Annotated in this window: 19 protein-coding genes; 4 read left to right on the top strand and 15 right to left on the bottom strand. The window is 62.4% G+C overall.

The annotated features are described in order from the left end of the window. Positions 1 to 6: 6 nt before the first annotated feature. Together QDT79_RS15705 and QDT79_RS15700 are read right to left on the bottom strand one after the other, a co-directional pair. Positions 7 to 1,422 (bottom strand): glycoside hydrolase family 1 protein, encoded by a 1,416-nt coding sequence (locus QDT79_RS15705; protein WP_063989809.1) that lies wholly within the window; start codon positions 1,420 to 1,422, stop codon positions 7 to 9. Further along, the gene (locus tag QDT79_RS15700) at positions 1,419 to 3,275 is read right to left on the bottom strand and encodes a beta-glucoside-specific PTS transporter subunit IIABC (protein WP_308316709.1); all 1,857 of its coding nucleotides are present in this window, start codon (positions 3,273 to 3,275) and stop codon (positions 1,419 to 1,421) included. The genes QDT79_RS15705 and QDT79_RS15700 overlap by 4 nt, the downstream gene beginning before the upstream one ends. Before the next feature lie 561 nt (positions 3,276 to 3,836). Between QDT79_RS15700 and QDT79_RS15695 the strand changes: the two genes are divergently transcribed. Continuing rightward, entirely contained in the window at positions 3,837 to 5,006 is a 1,170-nt protein-coding gene (locus QDT79_RS15695) for a cupin domain-containing protein (protein WP_308316708.1), read from the top strand. A 42-nt stretch (positions 5,007 to 5,048) separates the two neighbouring features. On the opposite strand, the gene QDT79_RS15690 is transcribed toward QDT79_RS15695, so the two are convergent. Next, positions 5,049 to 5,969, bottom strand: coding sequence for an alpha/beta hydrolase (locus tag QDT79_RS15690; protein ID WP_107226819.1), 921 nt, complete (start codon positions 5,967 to 5,969; stop codon positions 5,049 to 5,051). A gap of 151 nt (positions 5,970 to 6,120) precedes the next feature. On the opposite strand from QDT79_RS15690, the gene QDT79_RS15685 reads away from it, so the two are divergent. Continuing rightward, positions 6,121 to 7,032 (top strand): LysR family transcriptional regulator, encoded by a 912-nt coding sequence (locus QDT79_RS15685; RefSeq protein ID WP_308316707.1) that lies wholly within the window; start codon positions 6,121 to 6,123, stop codon positions 7,030 to 7,032. Between the two features lie 23 nt (positions 7,033 to 7,055). Here QDT79_RS15685 and QDT79_RS15680 read toward each other — a convergent pair whose 3' ends face one another. From QDT79_RS15680 to QDT79_RS15660, 5 genes are all read right to left on the bottom strand, one after another. Further along, positions 7,056 to 8,360 (bottom strand): c-type cytochrome, encoded by a 1,305-nt coding sequence (locus QDT79_RS15680; protein ID WP_308316706.1) that lies wholly within the window; start codon positions 8,358 to 8,360, stop codon positions 7,056 to 7,058. Between the two features lie 11 nt (positions 8,361 to 8,371). Then, positions 8,372 to 8,830 carry a (2Fe-2S)-binding protein gene (locus QDT79_RS15675; RefSeq protein ID WP_107226821.1) on the bottom strand — a complete coding sequence of 153 codons (459 nt, stop codon included), beginning with the start codon at positions 8,828 to 8,830 and terminating at the stop codon, positions 8,372 to 8,374. Continuing rightward, positions 8,830 to 11,052 (bottom strand): xanthine dehydrogenase family protein molybdopterin-binding subunit, encoded by a 2,223-nt coding sequence (locus tag QDT79_RS15670; RefSeq protein WP_063989793.1) that lies wholly within the window; start codon positions 11,050 to 11,052, stop codon positions 8,830 to 8,832. The genes QDT79_RS15675 and QDT79_RS15670 overlap by 1 nt, the downstream gene beginning before the upstream one ends. A gap of 200 nt (positions 11,053 to 11,252) precedes the next feature. Beyond that, a complete protein-coding gene (locus tag QDT79_RS15665; RefSeq protein ID WP_063989792.1) occupies positions 11,253 to 12,077 on the bottom strand; it encodes a M55 family metallopeptidase in 825 nt (274 codons plus the stop codon). Between the two features lie 16 nt (positions 12,078 to 12,093). Further along, positions 12,094 to 13,152, bottom strand: a complete 1,059-nt coding sequence (locus tag QDT79_RS15660) for a P1 family peptidase (RefSeq protein ID WP_107226824.1) — start codon at positions 13,150 to 13,152, stop codon at positions 12,094 to 12,096. Between the two features lie 179 nt (positions 13,153 to 13,331). Between QDT79_RS15660 and QDT79_RS15655 the strand changes: the two genes are divergently transcribed. Continuing rightward, a complete protein-coding gene (locus QDT79_RS15655) occupies positions 13,332 to 13,460 on the top strand; it encodes a hypothetical protein (RefSeq protein ID WP_308316705.1) in 129 nt (42 codons plus the stop codon). 87 nt (positions 13,461 to 13,547) lie between these two features. Here the strand turns inward: QDT79_RS15655 and QDT79_RS15650 are convergent, their stop codons facing one another. After that, a complete protein-coding gene (locus QDT79_RS15650) occupies positions 13,548 to 13,814 on the bottom strand; it encodes a hypothetical protein (RefSeq protein ID WP_107226994.1) in 267 nt (88 codons plus the stop codon). 288 nt (positions 13,815 to 14,102) lie between these two features. Next, the gene (locus QDT79_RS15645) at positions 14,103 to 14,849 is read right to left on the bottom strand and encodes a sulfite exporter TauE/SafE family protein (RefSeq protein ID WP_107226825.1); all 747 of its coding nucleotides are present in this window, start codon (positions 14,847 to 14,849) and stop codon (positions 14,103 to 14,105) included. Between the two features lie 106 nt (positions 14,850 to 14,955). Here QDT79_RS15645 and QDT79_RS15640 point away from each other — a divergent pair, with 106 nt between their 5' ends. After that, entirely contained in the window at positions 14,956 to 15,861 is a 906-nt protein-coding gene (locus tag QDT79_RS15640; protein ID WP_308316704.1) for a LysR family transcriptional regulator, read from the top strand. On the opposite strand, the gene uilS is transcribed toward QDT79_RS15640, so the two are convergent. The 5 genes from uilS to QDT79_RS15615 all read right to left on the bottom strand — a co-directional run bounded on the left by uilS (position 15,845) and on the right by QDT79_RS15615 (position 22,596). Beyond that, positions 15,845 to 16,705, bottom strand: coding sequence for a UilS family quorum-quenching N-acyl-homoserine lactonase (gene uilS / locus QDT79_RS15635; protein WP_308316703.1), 861 nt, complete (start codon positions 16,703 to 16,705; stop codon positions 15,845 to 15,847). The two genes, QDT79_RS15640 and uilS, sit on opposite strands and share 17 nt — an antisense overlap. A 99-nt stretch (positions 16,706 to 16,804) precedes the next feature. After that, entirely contained in the window at positions 16,805 to 20,377 is a 3,573-nt protein-coding gene (locus QDT79_RS15630; RefSeq protein WP_308316702.1) for a molybdopterin cofactor-binding domain-containing protein, read from the bottom strand. Further along, the gene (locus QDT79_RS15625; RefSeq protein WP_060419070.1) at positions 20,370 to 20,912 is read right to left on the bottom strand and encodes a (2Fe-2S)-binding protein; all 543 of its coding nucleotides are present in this window, start codon (positions 20,910 to 20,912) and stop codon (positions 20,370 to 20,372) included. The genes QDT79_RS15630 and QDT79_RS15625 overlap by 8 nt, the downstream gene beginning before the upstream one ends. Positions 20,913 to 20,997: 85 nt before the next feature. Further along, positions 20,998 to 21,471: a MarR family winged helix-turn-helix transcriptional regulator gene (locus tag QDT79_RS15620; RefSeq protein ID WP_308316701.1), complete on the bottom strand. Its 474-nt coding sequence runs from the start codon at positions 21,469 to 21,471 to the stop codon at positions 20,998 to 21,000. Positions 21,472 to 21,537: 66 nt separating this feature from the next. Further along, on the bottom strand, positions 21,538 to 22,596 hold the full coding sequence (locus QDT79_RS15615; protein ID WP_197763748.1) for a 2,5-dihydroxypyridine 5,6-dioxygenase NicX family protein: 1,059 nt from the start codon (positions 22,594 to 22,596) through the stop codon (positions 21,538 to 21,540). Between the last annotated feature and the right edge of the window lie 299 nt (positions 22,597 to 22,895).

Here is a 22,895-nt window from a genome sequence, read left to right as displayed (position 1 = left end):
CCCTGCTTATTTGCCTAACCGGCCATTGGCGGCGATAAGCCGCCGATACCAGTCAAAACTGCGTTTTTTGATGCGCCGCAGATCCTTAAGATCCCCTTCTCCGCGGTTCACGTAGATAAATCCATAGCGCTTGGCGTAGCCCTGATGCGTACTGACGACGTCAATCGCCGCCCACGGGCAGTAACCGAGCAGCTCGACGCCGTCGTTGATCGCCAGTCGCATCTGTTCGACATGCTGCCGCATAAATTCAATGCGATAGTCGTCGTCGATGGTCTCATCCGCCCGTAATTCATCCGGCGCGCCAATGCCGTTCTCCGTGATGAGTATCGGCAGGTGATAACGTTCGAAGGTTTTGCGCAGCGTTAAGCGCAAGCCAACCGGATCGATCACCCATCCGTAGCGCGTCTTGCCGACAAACGGGTTTTCCGCCGCACGATAAACACCCGGTTCGCCGAGCATGATTTGCTGATCGCCGGCGCGTGCGCTCACGTCTGAACCGTCGCCGCGGCTGGCGGCGATCGTGGCGGTGGAATAGTAATTGATCGCCACGTAATCCGGCCGCGCCGCCAACAGCAGCGCCGCGTCCTCCGGCTCGCGGTCCGGCGCCCAGCCCCGATCCTCGAGGTAACGCCAGGCCAGGGCGTTGTAGCGGCCATGCACCGCCACATCGAGAAAGCTCCAACAGCGCAATGTCTCCCAGTTGTGGGCGGCAATGGCATCCAGCGGATGGCAGGTCTCCTGATACATCGACGTGGTATTGATCGCCGGGCCAATTTTCCCGCCGGGACAGCGCTGATGGCATAATGCCATGACTTTGGCCTGAGCGACCAACATATGATGACTCTGCTGATACAGCGTCCGCTTGTCAGGCAACGCGCCGCCTTTGGGCATGCCGATGGCGCCGGGGTGCAGGATCATGGTGTTCTGTTCATTGATGGTGAGCCAATACTTCACCCGATCGCCGAAGGCGTCGAACAGCACGCCGGCGTAGGCGACAAAAGCATCGATGGTGGCGCGATTGGACCAGCCGCCCTGCTGCTCCAGCACATAAGGCAGATCGAAATGGTACAGCGTCACCACCGGCTCGATGCCGTGCGCCAGCAATTCGTCGATCAATTGCCGGTAAAACGCCAGCCCCGGCGCATTGACTGCGCCGACGCCATCGGGCAATACGCGCGTCCAGGCAACCGAAAACCGGTAGGCCTTTAACCCCAGTTCAGCGAACAGCTTCACATCCTCGCGAAAGCGATGATAGTGATCGCTGGCCACCGTAAAATCCGCCGTGCCTGCGGGATGTTCCAGCATATCGACGATCGACGGGCTTTTGCCGTCTTCATTCCATGCGCCCTCCACCTGATAAGCGGAAGTCGACGCGCCCCAGAGAAACTCGGCGGGAAAATCGTGCAAGCGTTGATAAATCATGCCGGCTCCTTATTGGCCTTCAGCGCCATAATCGTCTCACCGGCATGAACGCCATGCGGCTTAGGTAACGCCTGAACCTGAAACGCTTCGCTGTTGACTACCAAGACCGGCGTCGTCAAATCGAAGCCTAATGCGGCGATCGCGTCGATGTCAAAACGCACCAGCTCGTCGCCGACCTTGACGCGATCGCCGACCTGCAGTTCGGAGTCAAAGTGTTGGCCCCCCAGGTTTACCGTGTCGATGCCGATATGCAACAACAGCTCCGCACCGTTGTCGCCCTTGATGCCTACCGCATGTTTTGACGGCAGGAAAGTCACGATCTCGCCGTCCAGCGGCGCGCGCAGCACACCTTCCGAGGGTATGATCGCCATGCCCTGGCCCAACAAGCCTTGGGAGAAGACGTCATCGTTGACCTGATCCAACGTCACGGCTTTGCCGGTCAGCGGGCTGAAAACCGGCGATACTTCGTCGGCCGCCGCCACCTGAGCCTCTTCGTTCGCCTCCTCGATCGGATCGTCGAAGCCAAGGATCCAGGTCAGGGCAAAGGTCACGACGATGGCAATGGCGCATGTGATCAGCGCATGCACGATATTCATCGGGTTCTCACCGATAAACGCCGGCAAAGCGGCCAGGCCAGGAGAAACGAAGGCATAGCGCACCAACCCGCTCAACCCGGCGTAAATGCCGGCGCAGCCGCCGCCGATCATCGCCGCGATCAACGGCTTGCGCAGTTTCAGCGTTACCCCGTACAGCGAGGGTTCAGTGATCCCCAACAGCGCGGTAAAACCGGCGGAGGACGCCAACTGGCGCAAATTCGTGTTCTTGGTGCGGAATGCCACACACAGCGTCGCCGCGCCTTGCGCAATATTGGATGCCAACATGCCCGGCCCGTTAATCATCTCAAAACCGTTCCTGGTCAATTGGCCGGTGGCGATCGGTGTCATCGCCCAGGCGGTGCCGGTGATCACCAAAAACGGCTGCAGCCCGCCCATCAACATCGGAATCAGCCAGCCGGCCTTGCCATCGACGATCGCCGCCCCGGCGGCCACCATGTCATTGAGGAAAATGCCGAACGGCCCGACCACCACCAACGCCAGCGGCGCGGTGACCAGCAGCACAATCATCGGTTTGGTGAAGAACTTGATCATCGTCGGCGAAACCTTCTCGGCAAACCGCTCGATATAAGACATCAGCCACACGGTAAAAATGATCGGCAACACCGAGCCGGCATAATCCGCCAGCCGCACCGGAATGCCGAGAAAATCAATCGCGGTGCCCGCCGCCAGCATCTGAGCCAGATTAGGGTGCAGCAAGGTGCCGGCAAGAGTCATCGCCAGAATGGGGTTGCACTCGAATTTTATCGCGGCGCCGTAAGCCAACAGCACCGGCAGGAAGAAAAAGGCCGCATCGGCGACGGTATCCAGTAATCGATAGGTCGTGCCGGCGGGATCTATCGCCCCGGCCAGCTTGAGGATCGCCAGCAGCGCCTTGATCATCCCCGCGCCGGTAATGGCCGGGATCACCGGGGTAAAGGTCGTGGAAATCACGCTGATAATCCGCGACACCACGCCGCCTTTCGGCTGCTGCTTTTGAGCGCCCGTTTGCGGCTGGCCAATCTCTTTTTGCAGCACGCGGAACGTTTGCTGCACGTTATTGCCGACCACGATCTGAAACTGGCCGCCGCGCACCACTACGCTGATGACGCCCGGCAGGGCTTCAATCGCCTTCGAATCCACTTTGCTGTCGTCGTTGAATTCCATGCGCAAACGGGTCGCGCAGTGCGTCAGCTTGCTGACGTTGCCTTTACCGCCGACCCGCGCCAGTATTTCTAAGCCAAGTTTTTGATAGTCCATCGTTTTCCCCGATAAAATGCAAAAAAAAGACCAAAATGGAAATGCGCCTCGTCACAAGGAGAAGTGCATTCCTATTTTGGTCTTGCCTGCTTTAGCAGTAACACGCCGCAATAAAAATGGGTGTGCGATCTTTTCGACCGCGCTAAAAGTATCGCCATACTTACGAATACTCGGCAATAGCCACGCGTCAGTGTTGTGAAAGGCGTCACGATTTAGCGTAAATGCACTGCAATGTCGCCACTGCACACTTTTTGCGCCCGCCTATAGCGCAATCGGAGAAAAACGCCCAAAAATAATGTGTTTCATTGACGCTTCATTTATTTAATCGCAGAGAAAGATTAATTCATCGCCATGACTATATAGATTAACAATGAATAATCAAACCCGCTCTCACTTAGTAACAAACGCAAACAAATAAGCGCCTACCCAATAAATTCCAGCCGCTAGGATTTAAGGGTCACAGCCTATTCCCGCCGATGACAAAAATACCTCTCAAGGGTAATTACACCTTCCCTGTCGCCTGCCACTGCAGGCGCACGGTTTTATATTGGAGAAAATGCTATGCTATCGCGTCGTGATATATTGAAAGTCTCCGCCGTCAGCGCGGCCGCCGCCGGCATGATCGGCGGCATCGCTAAAAATGCCGCTGCCGACGACCACCGCAATATCGTGCCTCCCAGCAGCTACCAGCCGCCTGCCGATGCGCAGCATCTCTACAAATACAAATTCACCGACAGCAAAAAACGCAGCCTGCCCAGCGGCTGGGCGCGCGAGGCTACCGTCGAGCAATTTCCGATCTCCGAAGGCGTGGCGGGCGTCGACATGACGCTGGAGCCGGGCGGCGTGCGCGAACTGCACTGGCACGCCATCGCCGCCGAATGGGCATTTATGCTGGAAGGCCATGCGCGCATCACCATCCTCGATCCCGAGGGCAAATGCGAAGTGGCGGATTTCGGCCCCGGCGACGTGTGGTATTTCCCGAAAGGCTACGGCCATTCCATTCAGGCGCTGGCGGACGGCGCGCATTTCATTCTGGCATTCGATAACGGGCACTTCTCCGAATTCGGCACCTTCAGCATCACCGATTGGGTGGCGCATATGCCGAAAGAGGTATTGGAAAAAAGCGTCGACATGCCGGCGGCGGTATTTTCCAAGGCCAAACAGGGTGAGGCCTATATTGTCGGCGGCGCCGTCCCGCCCACCTTGCCATTACCGAAAAACGACGGCGGATTAAATAACGCTCCGTTGACCCACCATTATGAATTAATGAAGCAAAAGCCGTTCTTTGAAAATGACGCCGGGAGCGTGCATTTGGTGTCATCGAAAGAATTTCCCATTTCCACCACCATGACCGGCATCATCGAGATCGTGAAACCCGGCGCGATCCGGGAATTGCACTGGCACCCCAATGCCAACGAATGGCAATACTATATTGCCGGCAAAGGCCGCATGACGGTGTTCAGTTCGCACGGCCACGCGCAGACGGAAGAGTACGCCCCTTCAGACGTCGGCTACGTGCCGCAGGGCTTCGGCCATTACATCGAGAACATCGGCGATGAAGATTTGAAGGTGCTGATCGTGATGGACAACGGCATTTATCAGGATATTTCATTGTCCGACTGGCTGGCGAAAACCCCGGCCTACCTGCTGGCGGATAACTTCAACAATCAGGTTGAGGACTGGCAGGATCGGCCGAAAGACAAGCGAGTCATGTCACGGCGCAGCCGCTGACGCCACGGCGAGGGAGAGACTCCCTCGCCCTCCGGCCTGCGCTTACAGCGTGGCGTTAAAGAACGGCACCAGCTTCTCCAGCGCCTGGGCTACCGGCTCCGGTTTGTCGTAGAGATCGTAATGCGACCAGCCTTCCACCACCACCAGCTCTTTGTGCTGCGATTTGGCGCGGCGCACGATCTCATAGCCGTCGCGCAACGCGCCGAACAGGCCGGGTTTGCTGCCGACAATCACCAACAGCGGCTGGGTCAGCAGCACTTCCGCCAGGTGGAACGCATCCCACCCCACGGCCACTGCGTTATGGGAATACAGCGTCTTGTTTACGCCGTTCGGCTTCTCGCCGCGCGCCGTCCGGTAGTATTCCGTCGCCTCGCGCAGATCGATATCGGCGCCGTCTTTTTGCGCCGCCTCAACGCTTGGGTACAGGCCTACGTCCACGCGCAACGCCGCGCCGCGCGCCTCTGCGGTGCGCTGCCGGGCAATATCCTCCAGAAAAGCCACAGGATCGCCATTGGCCAACACGCCTTCGCGCATTACCCGGCCATAGTTGGCGCCGGTGATGGTCGCCACCGCTTTGATGCGCCGCTCCGTCATCGAAGCGTTGATGGCGTAACCGCCGCCGCCGCAGATGCCGAGCACGCCGATACGCTGATCATCAACGTAATCCAGCGTCACCAGATAATCGGTCACGACGCGAAAATCTTCCACGCGCTGAGCGGGATCTTCAATAAAGCGCGGTTCGCCGCCGCTCTCGCCCTGGAAGCTGGCGTCGAACGCGATGACCACAAAGCCGGCTTTCGCCAGCGCCGCGCCATAGACGTTGCCCGAGGTCTGCTCTTTGCAGCTGCCGATCGGGTGGGCGCTGATGATCGCCGGGTACTTTTTCCGCTCGTCGAAATCCGGCGGGAAATGGATATCCGCCGCGATGTCCCAATACTGACGCTTGATTTTGACCGTTTTCATCATGAGTTCCTCACAGGGTTGCTGGCTCGGGAAACGCGCTCGGCATCGCTTCCGCTGGGATAACGCTTACTTTAGACACCGTATTGTTCTTTGAGAAGCACAGGGAATGGACTACAGTGTTAAGCTGTGGTTTACAATGCGGAGCATATCGATGGATCCTTCCCTGCTTCCCTCACTGGCGTGGTTCGCGCATATCGCGCAGCACCGCAGCTTTACCAAAGCGGCGGCCCAAATGGGCGTTTCCCGCGCCGCGCTGTCGCAAAACCTGAAGGCGCTGGAAAAACAGCTGAACGTCAAGTTGCTCCACCGCACTACCCGCGATATGTCGCTCACGGAGGAAGGACAACGCCTGCTCGAGGCCCTGGCCCCCGCCCTCAGCGCGATCGAACACGCCGTCGGCACGCTGGAAGAGAGCCGCCACGAGCCGGCGGGGCTGCTGCGGATAAACGCCTCGCGCACGGCCGCCAAGCACTTTATCGAACCGCATGTCGGCGAATTTCTGGCGCGCTATCCCAGATTGAAGCTTGAACTGGTGATGGACGACGGCATGGCCAGCATCATTTCCGAAGGCTACGACGCCGGCGTGCGGCTGGGTGAAAGCCTCGCCGAGCATATGGTGGCGATCCCCATCACCCCGCAGGTGGAACTGGTGGCGGTGGCCACGCCGCAGTACCTCAGCCGTAACGGCACGCCCGCCACGCCGGCGGATCTGGTCAACCACAACTGCATCGCTTTTCGCCACGCAACCAGCGGCGCCATTTATCAATGGGAGTTTTCCACTATCGAGCGGCACGCGCGCCATACCTTTTCCGTCGAGCCGCAAGGCAGCATGATCACCAACGACGACGACGGCATGATCCGCGCCGCGTTGCAACATGTCGGCATTATTCAGCACTTTGATTTCGCCGTGAAGGCGCTGGTGGAACGCGGTGAACTGGTGCGGATCCTGCAGCCCTGGTCGCAGCCGTTTCCCGGCTTCTACCTGTATATCCCCTCCCGTGAGTACATGTCTTCCAAGGTCAGGGCGCTGCTGGACTTTCTGGTCGAGAAGCGCGCAGGCTAAGCCGGCCCGCGCGCCTTTTCGCTTTACTGCTTGCGTTGCTCCGCCACCTGTTTGGCGGTGACGTTGCCCTGCTTATCGCCGAAGTGGCCGACCACGAAGTTGGCGACCGCCGCCACTTCCTCGTCGGAATAGGCGCTGCCGAACGCCGGCATCATTTCATGCCGATCGCCGATGCTGATGCTCGTCCCCTTCAGGATGGCCTGCACCACGCTGCGCCCCTGCGGATCGTTCACCGCCGTACTGCCCACCAGCGACGCGTACTCGCTCTGGCGGCCCGGCCCGTTCCACTGGTGGCAGCCGCTGCAATCGTTGGCGAACACCCGCCGCCCGAGCGAACTGTCTTGCTCGCCCGGCAGGATCGGCGTGGAAGCCCCTGCGCCCTTCGGCTGCAGGTTCACCGCCGCCGCGCCGTCGCCGGCGATCGGTTCGATATCGCGCAGGTATTTCACCAGCGCCAGATTGTCTTCCGGCGTCAGGAACTGCAGGCTGTTTTCCACCGCTTCCGCCATCGGGCCGGCGGCGCTGCTGCGCCCCGGCGCATGGCCGGTGGCCAGATATTGCGACAGCTGCTGGTCGCTCCAGCCGCCGATGCCGGTCTGCTTATCCGGCGTGATGTTGGCGGCGAACCAGCCCTGCACCACTTCACCGCTCAGGTGCTTGCTCTGGTTGAGGCCGAACCCCAGATTGCGCGGCGTATGGCACTCGCCGCAGTGGCCCAGCGCCGTCGCCAGATAGGCGCCGCGGTTCCACTGTTCATCCTTGTTGAGGTCCGGCGCAAAGCGCTGCTCATGGAAGAACGCCAGGTTCCAGAATTTCATGCCCCAGCGCTGGTTGAACGGGAACGACAGGTCGTTTTGCGGGTTGGTCTGTTTCACCGGCGGCAGGCTGAACAGATAATCCTTGATCGCCAGCACGTCGTCGCGGTTCAGTTCGGTGTACGAGGTGTACGGCATCGCCGGATACAGGTTGCCCTGCGGGCCGATGCCCTCACGCACCGCGCGCACGAACTGATCGTCGCTCCAGTTGCCGATGCCGGTCTCCTTGTCGGCGGTGATGTTGGTGCCGTAAATGGTGCCGAACGGCAGCTTGAAGGCGAAGCCGCCCGCATACGGCGTGCCGCCCGGCGCGGTGTGGCACGCCACGCAGTCGGCAGCGCGCGCCAGGTACTCGCCGCGCGCCAGTTTATCGGTGATGCCGGCCGGCGCCCCGGCGATCGGCGCCGCAGGCTCCGCGCCGGTGGGCCGTAGCAGCGTGTACAGCGCGTATCCTCCCGCCAACACCACCACGGCGATAATCAGCCATAACAGCCCTTTCAAGGCGTTGCTCATCGCATCTCTCCCTAACCCAACGCCTTGGCGGCCTGGTGGATGGCGGCGCGAATGCGCACATAGGTGGCGCAGCGGCAGACGTTGCCGCCCATCGCCGCGTCGATGTCCGCATCGCTCGGGTTCTTGCTTTGCACCAGCAGCGCGCTGGCGCTCATGATCTGGCCGGACTGGCAGTAGCCACACTGCACCACGTCCAGATCAAGCCAGGCTTCCTGCACCGCCTTGCCTTCCGGCGTGGCGCCCACGGCTTCGATGGTGGTGATTTTTTTGCCGACGGCGGCCGAAACCGGCGTCATGCACGATCGCACCGGCACACCGTCCAGATGCACGGTACAGGCGCCGCACATGGCGATGCCGCAGCCGAACTTGGTGCCGGTCAGGCCGGCTTCGTCACGCAAGAACCACAGCAGCGGCATGTGCGGATCGCCCTCGAAGGTCAGCGGCTGCTCGTTTACGGTTAATTGAATCATCAGGTTCTCTCCTTGTCAGACGCCGGGTTCGCAGTGGGATTATGCAGCGGCAGGCTCAGCGAGGTGCGCGGCCGCCCGAGCAGCGCCAGCGCGTTGCCGACCGCCGGGGCGATGGTCGGCACCCCCAGCTCGCCCACGCCGGTCGGTTTCTCGCTCGAGGGCACGATGATCACCTCGATCTCCGGCATCTCATCGATGCGCAGCGGGCGGAAGTTATTGAAGTTGGACTGTTCGACCACGCCGTCTTTCAGCGTGATATTGCCGTACAGCGCCAGGCTCAGGCCGTAGCCGATACCACCCTCGATCTGCGCGCGGATCACGTCGGGGTTCACCGCCACGCCGCAGTCCACCGCGCACCACACCTTGTGCACTTTCGGGATGCCGCCTTCGCCGATCGACACCTCGGCCACCTGCGCCACATAGGTATCGAACGCCTTGGCGACGCCCACGCCGCGCGCGCGCCCGTCCACCACTTTCGCGCCCTGCCAGTCAGCGGCTTTCGCTACCGCGCGCAGCACGCCCGCCGCGCGCGGCGCATCGCCCATCAGCGCCAGCCGCCCTTCGACCGGATCCTGGTCGGTTTCCTGCAACAGCTGATCGATAAAGCTCTCCACCGCGTGGCCGGTGTGGGTACTGGCGACCGACCGCAGCGAGGTGGTCGGCACCTTGCCGGGCACGATGTGCGCATCGCAGCGGAAGGCTTCGAAGGTGTATGACACCTCGCTGGCGCCCTCGACCATCATCTGATCGAGGCCGTTGACCACCAGCGCATCCATCGCGCTGTGGCGCGTCCAGGAGTGGCCGACCACGGTATCGGTCCAGCCCACCACCTTGCCGCCGCGAATGGCGCCGCGCAGGCGGTGCAGGATCATCGGGCGATACCAGCCGTTGCGGATGTCGTCCTCGCGTGTCCATACCACCTTCACGCCGTGACCAGGGCCGATGCCCTTGGCCGCCGCCGCCATGTCGGCCGCCAGATCCGGCCCCAGCGTCGGGTTGCCTAAATCGATGCGCCGGCCGAAGCTGCCGCCCGCCAGAATGGTTTCAATCTGCACCTTGTCCGGCGGCAACTCGAACAGATCGCACAGCTGCTTGTGATCGAGCGTTTGGATTTGGCAGCCGTAGCGCGCCTTGACGCTCTCGCCGTCCCAGAACAAATAGCCGTCCAGCGGCTCCATCGGCGCGTGCGCGACGTACGGGAAGGTGTATTCGGCCTCGATCACCTTGTCGGCCTTGTCGAACACCTCGTCCGGCTTACCGAGACTCTTCGCCACCACGCCGGTTTTCTGCGCCACCTGGCGGAATTCGGCGTAGATCTCCTCGGTGTTGCGCCGTTCGGCCTGCGCGTCGTCCCACGTCACCTTCAACCGTTCCCGCCCCTGGATCGCCGCCCAGGTGTTTTTGGCGTAAACCGCCACGCCGGTGGCGACCTGCTTCACCGCCACCACGCCCGGTACTGCCAGCGCCCGCTCGGCGTCGAAGGTCGCCACCTTGCCGCCGAAGCGCGGCGGCTTCTTGATGGTGACGGTCAACATGCCCGGCTCGTGGATATCCTGCGAGAACTGCGCGCTGCCGTTGGTTTTCGCCAATGAATCGACGCGGTGCAGGCCGCGCGTTTTGCCGATCAGGGTGAAATTGGCCGGATCCTTCAACGTCAGGCTGGCGGGATCGGGCGGCGGCAGCGTGGCGGCCAGCGCGGCAAATTCGCCGAAGCCCGCTTCGCGCCCGCTGGCGGCATGGCGGATCTTGCCCGCCTGCACGGTAATTTCCTGCGCCGAGGTTTTCCAACTCTGCGCGGCGGCCTGTACCAGCAGCGCGCGCGCCATGGCGCCCATGCGCCGCATTTGCTCATAGGCATTGGCCACCGAGCTGGAACCGCCGGTGCCCTGGAATCCGAAGGTCAGGTTTTTGTAGATATTGGTGTCCACCGGCGCGGCGACGACCCGTACCTGCGCCCAGTCGGCATCGAGCTCTTCGGCGACCAGCGTCGCCATGCCGGTATAGACTCCCTGGCCTACCTCGGTGTGTTTACTGATCACGGTGACGACGCCGTCGGCGCCAATCTGAACGAAGGCGTTGGCGTCAAACGCCGCCGCGCCGGAGGTGGCCGGGGCAGCCGAACGCGCCAGCGCGCCGGTGGACGGCAGATAGGCGCCGATCACCAACGCCCCGGCGCCGACGATAAACCGCCGCCGCGAAAGCGGAACTTGGGATATGCTCATTGCTCATGACTCCAAAAAAGCCGAAGGCGTCACTGCCTTCGGCGAAACAAATCTTGTTATGGGAATGGCTTGTCGCGCCCGTCGGGTGATATAGCGCAACAGAGCAATAATTAGCGTAGCCTATTATTCAGTAGGCTTAATGTTGAAGAGGGATTTTCTATTGGAGAATCGTGCGGTGCGGGCGGGAACCCGCACCGGGGTCAGCTCTGCGTCGTCGCCAGATAGGAGAAAACGCTGAGCAGGCGGATTTGCGCCGCCATGTTGTCGCTGTCGAAGGCCACGGTGAGTGCGTCCTGGCGCTCCACGCCGGGCACCAGGCTGAACAGATCCGCCAGCACCGGTTTGGCCGCCATCAGCGTCAGCCGGTAAGGCGGCATGAAGCGGCGTTCCACCGGCAGTTTCGCGCCCTGGCGCACCTGCTGCATCACCCGCTCGCGGATCTCGGCGCGCGCCCGCTGCGGGCTGAGCGATTCGGCGGCGGTTTGCGAGATAGCGCGCTTCACGCAAACATAGCCAGACTGCGGATAACGTTCAGCAATCCAGCGTTGCAGCTCGTCGTCACCGCTCACCAGCCACAGCGGCACGTTCAATTCGGCCGCCGCCGCTGCATACAGATCGCTTTCGCCCACCGCTTCGCCGTTCAGGCTGACGCGGTAAAAGGCCCGGCCGTTGATGGTGTGCGCCAGCACGCCATGTTCGCCGGCGGCGCTGTGGTAGCCGATAAACATCAGGCCGTCGTAGCGTTGATGCTGCAGCCCTTCCACCATCGACAGCCCGCGCGGCTTGCCTTGCACCAGCCGCGCGCGCCCATCGATGCGATCGGCGCGCAGGTTCTGCATCATGGCGTGGCTGTCGGCCACCGTCACCTCGGTGGCCCCGCCAGCGAAAGCGCCATCGATGGCGGCGTTAACCTCCTGCTCCATCAGCTCGCGCGCCGCCGCATAGTCGGCGTGGGCCGGGTTGCACTGCTCCGGCCGCATCACGCCGGCAATGCCTTCGATATCCGCAGAGATAAAGACTTTCACATCACACTCCCGTTATTTACGTTGCCGCCGCCAGCCGATCGAGCAGCGGGCCCAGCGCTGCGCGCGCATGCTGCTGGAAACCGCTGACGCCCTCGGCGCTCAGCAACGCATCCAGCACCGCGTATTCGGTGGCGTCCGCCGCCGCTGCAAACAGCGGCTCCAGCCGTTCGTCCGGCAGCGTGGCCCCCAGCAACCGGGTGGAAAACGCCAGCGCGATATCGCCGGAGCCGTGCCCCCAATGGCTACCCACCCGCCCCAGGCCCGCACCCGCTCGGCGGGCGATGCGGTTCAGCTGGCGACTGTCCAGCGCCCGATCGCAGGCGATGATGATAATGACCGAGCCGGCGTCCACCTGCGGCGGCGGATCCGCCAACAGCTTACCCAGCGCCGGGCCAACGCGCACGCCGCTCAGCGTCAGCGAGTCGAGGGTGCCGAAGTTGGCCAGCACCAGCACGCCGAGCATGGTGCCTAATCCCGGGCAATAGCGCGAGGCGGTGCCGATGCCGCCCTTCAGGCCGAAGCTACTCATGCCGCGCCCGGCGCCGACGCTGCCGCGCGCAAAGCGGGTGGAATGGTTATCCAGCGCGCTGAAGACGTGCTCCTCGCGCACCGCCATCGCCTGAATATCGTTGAGGTAGCCGTCGTTACACTCCAGCACCAGCGGATTGATGGTGGCGCTGCCGCGGCCGATCTGCGGGTAGCGCAGGCAGCTGCGCCGCACCATGGCGTTGAACAGCGTGCCGACGGCGAAGGTGTTGCTCAGCAGAATAGGCGTCTGCAACTCCCCCAGCTCATTCAATTGCACCAATCCCAGCGGCTTGGCGAAGCCGTTGAGCACCGCGCTGCCGCACGGCAGCGGCTGGTTGAACAGATCGCCCGGCGGCACGATAGCGGTGACGCCGGTCTGGCATTCGCCATCGGTCAGGGTGTGATGCCCGACGCTGACGCCCGGCACGTCGCACAGGCTGTCGGTCGGCCCGGCCGGATAGCGCGCGCCCGGCAGGCGGCGATGGCGCCGCCAATAGCTCAGCAGATTGTCGAGGCTTTGTTGTTCAAACGCCTGGCTGTCTGTCATGGTTCCCTCATCCGCCGTTAGCCCATCAGAAAACCAGAATATCGCGCAATACGCCGCGCCGTAAATTGAAAACCGGAGCGGGCAGAAAAAATAGCCTGGCCCCAGCACCGTTCATTGCCTGCACCACTTTTTTGCCGCCTCTACGGCCAGGGCGACGCCGCTATCGAGTGAAACAACGGGTGTTGAAAGCGTGCAAGCGCTGCGACCTCACGCACGGCAAAGGCAGGGTCATCGCCCACGGCGGGTATAAAGAACGGGAGAGCAAAATCGGCAAAGGCATCCTCTCCGGCATGCAGGAGACCATTTGAGGTGGACCGCAGGCCTGAGCCTTATTGGGGGGTTAGCGGGCAATCGTATAGTATAAAAAATTGAATGATTCAAAACTGGATTATGGCTCATCTGAATAAATAAACCATGACCATAGTAATGATAAAAATAGAACAGAGCAATAAATCACCGGAAAAGTTTCTCAATGAGTCCAAATAGTCATTGCTGTTCTTATTTAGTTTGTTAATGGCATCATTCTCGTTCTCAGCGTCTACTTCAACATGATGCTTTCTGAACCCCTTTTGCTTCATATCTTTAATTATTTCTCGTGTAACCACTTCCTTTCTCAGCACCCTTGATTCATCACTCTTTATAAAAACAACATATTTACTCATCATATCCCCCATAAAAGCACAGAATTTTACTTCTGCGCTAGGATTGCAGCGGTTAATTAGCGTTTGGTTCCGGATTCTCTGGCCTCTCTCGGTCCAGTGCCATTGCCGCCATACCCATTTCCTGTAGAGCTGCCATTCCCCCAGAAACCACTGGCTCCGTAACCGCTGCCACAAGGGCTGTTTTTTGACAAGAATGACTGAAAGTGTATTCTCAATGCTGGAAATAATCATATTAGAATAAAATACAGAATAATATACCTGACCTAATTACACATAAGTGCTATCGATTTAATTAATTGAACGCCAAACAATCTCAACGCCCAAGATTAATAACCCAATAAAGAAAAGGCGACGAAAAATCAGCGGACTGCTGTGACGACGTACGATACCGCCCAGCCACATGCCGGCCAACGCCGGCAACAGCGCCAACAGCGAACCACCGAGCAGCGCGCCGGGCAGCGCTTGATGCCAGGCTAATCCGGCGGCCAGCGCCAGCGTCGAGACGGTGAACGACAGCCCCAGCGCCTGCACCAGATCGTCACGCGCCAGGCCCAATGCGTTCAGATAGGGCACCGCCGGTATGACGAATACGCCGGTGGCGCCGGTCAGCGCACCGGTCACCAGGCCGCACAGCGGCCCCAGCCAAGGCTCCGCCGTGGCGGAAACGCGCCAATCGAAACGGGTGAATCCCAACAGCGCATAGCCGATCAGGCAAACGCCCAGCGCCAGCGGCGCCAGGCGGCCGTCGGTAGCGGTGAGCGCGCCGGCGCTCAGCAACGTGCCCAGCGTGACGCACAGCATCATCGGCCAGAGCCGGCGGCACAGCGGCCCCAGTCGCGGCCCGCACAGCAACTGCCACAGATTGGTGACCAGCGAAGGCAACAGCAGCAGCGCGGCGGCCTGTCCCGGCGGCATCATCAGGCTGAGCAGCCCCATCGACACCGTCGGCAAGCCCAGGCCGATCGCTCCCTTGACCGTGCCGGCCAGCGTAAAAATGCCCGTCAGGGCGATAATCTCGAGTAACGTCAGCGGCATACGTCTATCCTTATGGCAATCAACGGCCCGATTGTGGCCGGCGGCACGGCGCGGCACAATGCGGCAATGGCAGAGCCTGCCTGCGGCAAAAACAGAGGAAGAACGCATGCATTTTGACTTTATCGATCTGCGACTGTTGGCGGCGGTGCTTGAGACCGGCAGCATCACCGCCGGCGCCGAGCGCGTCGCGCTGTCGCTGGCCGCCGCCAGCGCACGCATGCGCGGGCTGGAGCAACAGGCCGGCGTGGCGCTGCTGACGCGCAATCCACGCGGCGTCCAGGCGACGCCCGCCGGTGAGCGCCTGTTGCAACACGCGCGCGTGCTGCTGCAGCAGCGCGACCTGCTGCGCGGTGACATGGCCGAGTTTGCGCCGGGCCAGCGCAGCCAGCTGCGCATCGTCGCCAATACCGTCGCCGCCGACGCCTTTTTGCCGGAGCTGTTGGCGGATTTTCTGGTGCTGCACCCGCACACTGACATCGCACTGGAGGAGCTGCCCAGCCCGGCCATCGCGCAGGCGATCGCCGAACGGGCGGCGGATATCGGCATCGTGGCGGATCACGCCGATCTGCGCGGGCTGGCAAGCTACCCCTTCCGGCAGGATCGTCTGGTGCTGGCGCTGCCGCCGGGGCATGCGCTCAGCGGCCGCCGCCCACTCAGCTTTGCGGATGCCCTGCCTTTTGATTTCATCGGCCTGCCGGAACAGAGCGCGCTGCAACAGCATCTGGAGCAGCTGGCGATACGCAGCGGCGGCCCGATGCGGCTACGGGCGCGCGCCGCTAATTTCGACGCCATCTGCCGCATGGTGCTGCGCGGCGCCGGGCTGGCGGTGGTGCCGGAAGAGAGCGCCCAACGCCATCCGGAGATCCGGCATGGCGCTCTGCCGCTCACGGACGACTGGGCGACCCGGAACCTGTCGATTGTGGTACGTGAACGGGCGCAGCTGCCGCTGCCGGCGCAGCGGCTGGTGGCATTCCTGCGCCAGGGGGGAGACGGTCTTACAGGTGATCGTTGAACCAGGCGATCTGACGCCCGATGATGCCGGCGAAATGCGGGCCGGCGTACATGTCATAGTGCTTCGCATTCTGCTCGACATGCAGCGCCTTCTTCGCGCTGCCTACTGCCTCATACAGCGCGATGCCCTGCTCCGGCGGATTGACGGTATCGCCGCCCGCCACCACCACCAGCGCCGGGCATGTGACTCGCGCCGCATTGTCACGCGGCTGATAGCGCAGCGTTTCGCGCACGGTCAGGAACGGGATCTTGATGTCCATCGCCGGGTAACGCGCCTTGTTCTCCTCGAAGAACGCCTTCGACTCGTCATCGCTCAACACCCGGGTGACGGCGACAAACATCTCTTTGCCGGTGGCCTGCTTCTTCTCCGCCATTTTGTCCAGCGTGGCGATGAACGCCTGTTTTTCGTCGGCGGCCATTTTCCCCGTCACGATGGTTTCCCCGTCGGCGAAAGCCAACTGGCTAACGACGCACTTGATGGCCGGATCGGCCGCGGCAGCGCCGAACACGTGGCAGCCGCCAAACGACGTGCCCCACAGGCCGATGCGCTCGCTGTCGATCTGCGGCTGCGTTTGCACCCACCGGCTCACCGCCAGGATATCCTCAATCTGCAGCGCCGGTACCAGCCGCCCGCGTTCACCCTCGCTGGCGCCGAAGCCGCGATAGTCAAACGTCACCGCCGCAAAACCGGCGTTGACGAAGGCCTCGGCAAAGGCCGGCAGCAACAGCTCCTGAATGCCGCAGAAGCCGTGACACAGAATAATCGCCGGAACCTTGGCCGGGTTATCAGGTAAACGAACTGTTACGGCCAGGCCGCTTTCCATTTTGTGCGTGGTTAATGCCATGTTAACATCCTGTTTTTTATAGGTAAGGTAAAAATCAGGCTCACATTAATCCCCGAATGAACGTCGCCAGTCAATAACCCAATGTAACAATTTACAATGTTAATGATTCCCCGGCTCCGCGCGCAGCCGCGCCACCTGCGCCTCCACGTCGCGCCAGGCCGGTTTGTCGCCGGCATAGCGTTGGCGCAGATAATTCACCAGCGCCGTCACCTGCCGATCGGAAAAACTGTCCTTAAAGCCCGGCATAAACCCCAATTCAGCGGTGGCCGGTTGGGGGATCCCTTGCAGGATCACCTTGATCAGGTTATCGGGGCGATCGCTGAAGATATTGGTGTTATTGGCCAGATCCGGGCTGACGCCGAACAGCTGCGGCCCCCCGGCGGCGGCGCTGTGGCAGGCCTGGCAAGCGCCCTGAAACAGCCGCTCGCCGGCCAGTTGCCCCGCCGCCGGCAATGCGCGGGCCGCCAACTGCACCTGCGGTTCCACATTCAGCGTCGCCTTGGTGCTCAGCGACATCACATAGTTGGCCATCGCCCGCAAATCACTCTCCGGCAACGTCGCCAGTTCACTGACCACCGGCCCCATCGGCCCGGCCGCCACGCCGTGCTCGGCGGAATGCCCGCTGCGGAAGTACTGAAACAGCTGTTCCTCGGTCCAGGGTTTGTCCGCATTGGCCAATTGATTCAGCGCCGGTGTTTCCCATCCGTCCACCATCCCCCCCGCCAGGAAAGCCGCGCCGCCCTTTTCCGCCCCCAGCAGATTGCGCGGCGAATGGCAGGCGGCGCAGTGGCCGAGCCCGTTGACCAGATAAGCGCCGCGGTTCCATTGCGCGCTTTGTTGCGGATCGGGTTGATATTCTCCCTGGCGCAGAAACAGCGCGTTCCAGCCGGCCATCAGCGGCCGCAGGTTAAACGGGAAGCGCATCTGATTGGCCGGATTGCTCTGTCGCACCGCCGGTTGCGACATCAGATAAGCGTACAGCGCCTGCATGTCACCGTCGGTCATCTTGCTGAATGCGGTGTAAGGAAATGCCGGATACAGATGACGGCCGTCGCGGGCGATGCCCTGGCGCATCGCCCGATCGAACGCGGTAAATGACCAGTTGCCGATGCCGGTTGCCACGTCCGGGGTAATGTTGGTGCTGTAGAGCGTGCCGAACGGCGTCGCCATCGCCAGCCCGCCGGCGTTGGTCGCCCCTTCCGACGCGGTATGGCAAACCGCGCAGTCTCCGGCGGCGGCCAACTGGCGGCCGCGCTCCAGGGTGGCGGCCGACCAGGTGCCGGCGCCGGGCGTCGCCACCGGCGCGATCTCCGTCCGCCACGGCAAGGCGCTGCCCGCGATGCCCAGCACCGCGCCGAACAGCCCCGCCGCACCGCCGAACCACCATTTGCCGCGCTTCTTTTTCTTGGGCGGTGCGGCCTGCCGCTCGGCGTCCGGTCCGTTCAGCGCCTCTCGCAGCTTATCCGAGGTGATCGGCAGCTCGCGAAAACGAATGCCGGTGGCGTCGAACACCGCGTTGGCGATGGCCGCCGCGCTGGGCACCGACGCCGACTCCCCGGCGCCCAGCGGCGGATCGTAAGGGCGCGGCATCATCACCACGTCCACCTCCGGCACCTCCGGGAAGGTCAGGATCGGGTAAGCCCCCCATTCTTTGGCGGAGACCGTCGATTCCTCAAAGGTCACGCGCTCTTTCAACACCCGGCTGGTCGATTGCAACACGTTGCCGTGAATTTGGTGGCGCACGCCGTCCGGGTTGACCATCATGCCCGCGTCGTGGCCAACCACGATGCGCGTCACCGCCACTTCGCCGCTGGCTTTGTCGATCGCCACGTCGGCCACCCAGGCGGCCCAGGCCGCGCCAAAGCCGGGAAACTTGCTGTGGATGTAACGGGCGTAGGCAAAGCCGCGCCCGCGCAGCACGCCGTCTTCCGCCGGGGTCTGCATCGGTTCGGTATGCGGCGTCCAGCCGGCGCGCTCTGCGGTGCTGCGCATCAGCTCACTGGCGCGTTCGTCATGGATATAGCGCAACCGGTATTCCAGCGGATCGACGCCGGCGGCGTGGGCCAGCTCATCGATATAAGATTCGTGGGCGAAGGTGTTCGGCAAAGCGGAAACGCCGCGCATCCAGGAGGCGCGCACGATCGGCGCCATGTCCTCGATGCTGACGCGCAGCGCCGGATACTCATAAGGCGGCACCGAGGTACGGTCGCCCATTTCATAGGCTACCGGCAGCGGCTCGACCCGGCCGGTCAGCAGCAGCGCCAGCGTCGGCGCGCCGTTGGAAGGATAATAGGTGCGAAAGTCGTAGGCGACCGGGTGCCCGGCGGCGTCCAGCCCGCCGTCCACCTCCATCAGCTGTGCCGTGCCCTTCGGTTCCCACACATGTTCTTGTTCGCGGGTCAGCTGCACCCGCACCGGCCTGCCCACCGCGCGCGACAGCAGCGCCGCGTCGGCGCAGACGTCATCGGCGCAATTGCGGCCATAGCAACCGGCCGCCTCCATGCGAACGATCTCGATCTGCGCTTCCGGGTATTCCAGCAGCCAGGCCAGATCGGCGCGCAGCATGTGCGGGTTCTGGCTGCCTGACCAGACCTGCAGACGCTCCGGCCGGTAGTCCGCCAGCGCGCAGGAAGGGCCAATCGAGGCATGCAGCTGATACGGCCACAGGTAGCTGCGGGTGAAACGCCTGTCGGCCGCCGCCAGCGCCGCGTCCACATCGCCGGTATCGTGCACCACCCGGGTCGAATGCGGGTTGTCGCGCAGCGCCTGCGCCACGTCGGTCATCTGCGGCAAATTACGCCGCCAGTCTTTCCAACTGACCTGCAGCGCCTGCGCCGCCTTGATCGCCTGCTCTTCGCGCTCGGCGACAATGCCGATGAAATCGCCGATCACCACCAGTTTGACGATGCTGGGAATATGCGCGATCGAGGTTTCATCCACCGCCAGCAGGCTGGTGCCGACAAATTCGCCGCTGTCGTACCCGGCATAGGGCGGCCGCACCACCCGGCCGTGCAGCATGTTCGGCAGGCGCATATCGTGTACATAGGTGGTTTCGCCGGTCGCCTTGGCCGGAATATCGACGCGCGCGGCGCTGGTGCCCACCAGGCGATACTCCGCCTGCGGTTTCAGCGGCGCGTCGCCGGAAATCGACAGCTCGACATGACCGCCGGCCACCAGCTCGGCGTAGCTGAGCGCCTGCCCCTGCGGGCTGCGGATCACGCCCTCCTCCAGCGTCAGCTGTTCCACCGGTGCATCGAAGCGCTGCGCCGCCTGGCGCAACAGCCAACGGCGTGCTTCGGCGGCGGCGTTGCGCAGCGGCACGGCGGAGATCTGCAGCGTGGCGCTGGCGATGGTCGCGCCCTGATTCGGCGCGCGCTCGGTATCGCCCAACACCATTTGCACCTGATCCATGCGCAGGTACAGCTCTTCGGCGACAATCTGGCCGAGCGCGGTGCGCACGCCGGTGCCGAGATCGACATGGCCGTTAAAGGCATAGATTTCGCCGCTGCCGCACAGGGCGATAAACAGCCCTTGCTCCTTGGGCTTCAGCACCGGAACTTGCCCTTTGGGCACCGGCCCCGACGGCGGTTGCACGCTGTCGACGATCAGCAGCACACCGTCGCGCTGCAACAATTCGGCCTGGATCGGCGATGAGGGACGGGAATCAGTCATGGGCGTGGGCGTCCTCATCGCGGCAGAGAATGATGGCGCGCTGAACCGCACGCAGGATTTCGAGATGGGTGCCGCAGCGGCACAGGTTACCGGACAGCGCCTGACGGATCTCCGCCTCGCTTGGGGCGGGATTGCGATCCAACAGGGCTTTGGTGGTCATGATCATGCCATTGAGGCAGTAGCCGCATTGCGCCGCCTGCTCTTCGATAAAGGCACGCTGCACCGGATGCAGGCGCTGGCGATCGCCAAGGCCTTCCAGGGTCACGATCGCCCGGCCGGACACGCCGAGCGCCGGGATCACGCAGGAGCGCGCCGCCACGCCGTCGATCAACACGGTACAGGCACCGCATTCGCCCAGGCCGCAGCCGTATTTCGGGCCGTTGAGCGCCAGATCGTTGCGCAGTACCAGCAAGAGCGGCGTATCCGCCATCACCTGCGCATGAAGCTGTTCGCCGTTCACCGACAGCATCAGCGGATGCTCCGTCAGCGTGGTGTTCGCGCCTTCCCTGGGCGACTGCACTTCAGATATCGCCATTGTTCGCGTCTCCGCCTGCACATGATGGTCTTATGGGCTGGCCTCTCGCCACCGACCACCAGGCAACCGACGTTGCGCGGGCGAATCAGCCGGTGGGCGGATCTTCCAGCATTTTATTCAGCAGGAATATCAGCGCTATCCGTTCGGCCGGGTTGAGCGTGCCGAACGTCAGCTCCGTGATTTTCGCCGCCTGTGGCACCGTTTCCGTCAGCAGCACGGCGCCGGCGTCGGTCAGGCCGACCACCACCTTGCGCCGATCGACCGGATCCGGCGTCACGGTGATCAGATCGCGCGCCTTCAGCCGCTCGACGATGCCGCGTATGGTGGCCTGATCCACCGCCGTCACCTGCACCAGCTCGGTCAGCGAGCTCGGCCCCATATCGCGCACCGCGCACAGGGTGATGAACTGCACCGCCGTCAGCTGCGAATCGCCGACGTTTTGCTGGAAAATCGCCACATGGCGCTGATAAACCTTGCGCAGCAGGTGCCCGACTTGCTCGGTAAAATGATAATTTTCGGGTTGGCCGCTCACGGCTGACGGGTATTCGGGGGGCGTCATTGCGTCACTCTCACCATCTATGGAATCCACGAGAATAGTACAAACCCCCGCCGTTGGCAGCAACGATTACGCCCGGCGCACGCGCGACGCCTCCGGCGCCACCACTTCCCCGTCCGCCACCACCGTTTGCCCGTCGAGGTGGATGTCGCAGCGGCGCAGCGCGATGTCCATATGGCAAGGCGTTTTGCGCGTGCCGCCCACTTCGGTGTTCGGCCCGGTGGAGAACAGGAAGTTGCCGTAGAACGCGCGCGCGTCCATGCACATGCCGTCGTTCTTGTCGTGCAGGCCCATCGCCGTCCACTGGGCGCGCGGCTGCAGGCCCCAGCCGATGTGCGAGATGCCGTACACCTCCGGATCGTCAAAGTATTTCATGTATTCGCGCAGGTATTCCGCCTCGAAGCCGCCGTGAATGCGGGTGACGAACCCTTGTTCGATCTCCAGCGTGATGCGTTCGCGCGCGTAGCTTTTAAACGGCAGCAAGATATCGCCGACCTCCAGCACCAGCACCCCTTCCGCCTGCTCCTCATTCGGCCAGGTGAACAGGAAGCCGCTCGGCCAGTGATCCCAGCGCCCCGGTTCATCGGCATAGCCGTACTCGGTCACCGTCGGGTATTGCCCGAGCGGCGCGCGGAAATCACTGCCGGCGCTGGAGGTCACCTGCATCAGCTTCGCCTGCTCCAGCACGGCGGCGGCGGCCAGCACCCGCGCCTTGTCCTCCGCGTTGGGCAACATGCGTGCCAGTACCTCCGGCGGCTCCACCGCCAGCAGGATGCGGGTGCCGGTTTTCAGGATCTGCTCCTGCTCCGGTGAATGCAGCAGCATCATGGTATCGACGATCAGGTCGGCGGCCTCCAGCGCACGCTGCGCCGCCAGGTTGCCGGTCAGCGCGGTGTCGCCGCAATAGGCGGTCATGTCGTTGCCCATCGCCCGCGGATGGTTGAACGCCGGCAGCTCAACGGCATACACCCTGGCGCCCAGCCGCAGCGCCGCGTCGGTCGCGGCACGCACCGTGCGCGCATCGGAATAATGGCTTTTCAAAATCGCCACGCTCTGCGAAGCATCGACCTTCGACAGCGTAAGCACCTGCTCGAACAGCTGTACCAACTGGGTTTCATTGACCGCCATGGCCTGTCTCCTGTCTCGTCAAGGGTGTCCGACGCCCGCAAGGCGGCGGTTATTTCTCAAGCAATTTAAAGTGAACACACTCGTTTTTATCTAAGTCAAAAAAGCAAAGGAAAGCAAGCCGCGAATGTCCATCATAAGAAAGTCCTATTTCATCCCTCTGCAATCCTGTGATTAACATGAGTTTAACAGTAATTCGCCGTCAATTAGCGTGAGCAAGATCTGATTTAACACTTTTGCAACTTTGCGTTATCTAGTGCATACACTATAAATCGATCGTCCAGCCACGCGTTGGGCCTACG

It is taken from the genome of Serratia marcescens (assembly GCF_029846115.1).
In the GTDB taxonomy this organism is placed as follows: Bacteria; Pseudomonadota; Gammaproteobacteria; order Enterobacterales; family Enterobacteriaceae; genus Serratia; species Serratia marcescens_L.
The sequence above is the reverse complement of the archived record's forward strand: the minus strand, read 5'-3'. Positions and strand labels throughout refer to the sequence as shown.

Excerpts from the sequence above, each read along its gene's own strand:
- QDT79_RS15705 (WP_063989809.1), bottom strand. The coding sequence starts at position 1,422 with ATGATTTATCAACGCTTGCACGATTTTCCCGCCGAGTTTCTCTGGGGC.
- QDT79_RS15625 (WP_060419070.1), bottom strand. The coding sequence starts at position 20,912 with ATGGCGATATCTGAAGTGCAGTCGCCCAGGGAAGGCGCGAACACCACG.
- uilS (WP_308316703.1), bottom strand. The coding sequence starts at position 16,705 with ATGGCATTAACCACGCACAAAATGGAAAGCGGCCTGGCCGTAACAGTT.
- QDT79_RS15615 (WP_197763748.1), bottom strand. The coding sequence starts at position 22,596 with ATGGCGGTCAATGAAACCCAGTTGGTACAGCTGTTCGAGCAGGTGCTT.
- QDT79_RS15695 (WP_308316708.1), top strand. The coding sequence starts at position 3,837 with ATGCTATCGCGTCGTGATATATTGAAAGTCTCCGCCGTCAGCGCGGCC.
- QDT79_RS15640 (WP_308316704.1), top strand. The coding sequence starts at position 14,956 with ATGCATTTTGACTTTATCGATCTGCGACTGTTGGCGGCGGTGCTTGAG.
- QDT79_RS15690 (WP_107226819.1), bottom strand. The coding sequence starts at position 5,969 with ATGAAAACGGTCAAAATCAAGCGTCAGTATTGGGACATCGCGGCGGAT.
- QDT79_RS15675 (WP_107226821.1), bottom strand. The coding sequence starts at position 8,830 with ATGATTCAATTAACCGTAAACGAGCAGCCGCTGACCTTCGAGGGCGAT.
- QDT79_RS15645 (WP_107226825.1), bottom strand. The coding sequence starts at position 14,849 with ATGCCGCTGACGTTACTCGAGATTATCGCCCTGACGGGCATTTTTACG.
- QDT79_RS15685 (WP_308316707.1), top strand. The coding sequence starts at position 6,121 with ATGGATCCTTCCCTGCTTCCCTCACTGGCGTGGTTCGCGCATATCGCG.
- QDT79_RS15630 (WP_308316702.1), bottom strand. The coding sequence starts at position 20,377 with ATGACTGATTCCCGTCCCTCATCGCCGATCCAGGCCGAATTGTTGCAG.
- QDT79_RS15620 (WP_308316701.1), bottom strand. The coding sequence starts at position 21,471 with ATGACGCCCCCCGAATACCCGTCAGCCGTGAGCGGCCAACCCGAAAAT.
- QDT79_RS15670 (WP_063989793.1), bottom strand. The coding sequence starts at position 11,052 with ATGAGCATATCCCAAGTTCCGCTTTCGCGGCGGCGGTTTATCGTCGGC.
- QDT79_RS15680 (WP_308316706.1), bottom strand. The coding sequence starts at position 8,360 with ATGAGCAACGCCTTGAAAGGGCTGTTATGGCTGATTATCGCCGTGGTG.
- QDT79_RS15660 (WP_107226824.1), bottom strand. The coding sequence starts at position 13,152 with ATGACAGACAGCCAGGCGTTTGAACAACAAAGCCTCGACAATCTGCTG.
- QDT79_RS15650 (WP_107226994.1), bottom strand. The coding sequence starts at position 13,814 with ATGAGTAAATATGTTGTTTTTATAAAGAGTGATGAATCAAGGGTGCTG.
- QDT79_RS15700 (WP_308316709.1), bottom strand. The coding sequence starts at position 3,275 with ATGGACTATCAAAAACTTGGCTTAGAAATACTGGCGCGGGTCGGCGGT.